The following is a 1,102-nucleotide window of genomic DNA, read 5'->3' on the forward strand; positions in this document are numbered from 1 at the left end:
ACCGGCGATGCCGCCAGGTTTGCCGCGGCGCGCATGCGCTATGCCCAGCGCATGAAGCGCATGGGGCCCGACTGGGTCTCGTTCGACGAGCTGGCGCGCAGCGTGAAGGCAGTGGCCGCCAGCGAACTCGCAGAACTGGCGCCGGCCGGCGCCAACTGGGCCAGCCCGGCACGCCTGGCGCGCGACGGCTTGATCCAGCTCACGCGGGCGCTGTCGCAGGCCGGCTCGGTCTGGACGCTCGACTGGCGCGCGCTGGTCGCCATCGAGGCCGATGCCGCCGCGCCGCTGCGCGTGCTGTTTGCGCACTGGGCCGATTCGCCGGTCCAGCTGCGCTTCATCGGCGCCGCGAAACTGCTGGCCGTGCTGGCCGAGGCCACGCCCAACAGCGAGCGCGGCACGCCGGACATCTGGTGGCAGCTGCACCTGGCTGCGCTGCGCATGATGAACATGCCCGACGACTTCGAACTGGTGGCGCTCAACTACTGCATCACCTACGAGGTGTCGCCGCCGGCCTGGCAGGACCCCAAGGGCGCCTGCACCTCGGTGGCCGCACCGGCGGCAAGCCGTTCGAATTCCGTGTGGTCGCTGCTCTCGGTCAATGGCGAATCGGAGAGCTTTCCCACCACCGACACCGGCTTTGCCGCGCTGGCAGGCGATCTGCGCGGCGAGGCGCATTCGAGCCTGCAGCGGCTGGACACCGACCTGCGCAACACCACGGCGCCGGTCATCTCGTGCGCCGCGCTGCTGCGCATGGACCTGGCCGCGGCTGGCACGCTGCTCGGCTGGGTGCGGGCGCGCGACGCCGAGGGCGAGCGCGTGCAGTTCGTGGACGCCCACCGCCTGATCGCGGTGCTGTTCGACCTGGTCGGCATTGCCGACCATGCGACGGTGGCCCTGCGCAAGAACTAGGGCGCCTTGGCGCTTCGCACATTCGGTAGCAGCCCCGGGCTTGCATTGCCCTCTGGCATCCCCAGATGGCTTCGATGGAACAGTTTCACGGCACCACCATCGTGAGCGTGCGCCGCAAGACCCCCCAGGGCGACCAAGTCGCCATTGGCGGGGACGGGCAGGTCACTCTCGGCAACATCGTCATCAAGGGCAC

General features: G+C 70.1%; 1 protein-coding gene and 1 pseudogene. Both read left to right on the forward strand.

Annotated features, from left to right (window positions below; translation table 11 throughout):
* A partial coding sequence (locus tag AC1DOC_RS34675; protein ID WP_478131714.1) for an STAS domain-containing protein occupies nt 1-909 on the forward strand: 909 nt, incomplete at its 5' end.
* 74 nt (nt 910-983) lie between these two features.
* Nucleotides 984-1,102, forward strand: a pseudogene (locus AC1DOC_RS34680) (HslU--HslV peptidase proteolytic subunit); the annotation flags it as partial.

Source organism: Variovorax sp. 01T439_2, from assembly GCF_056398445.1.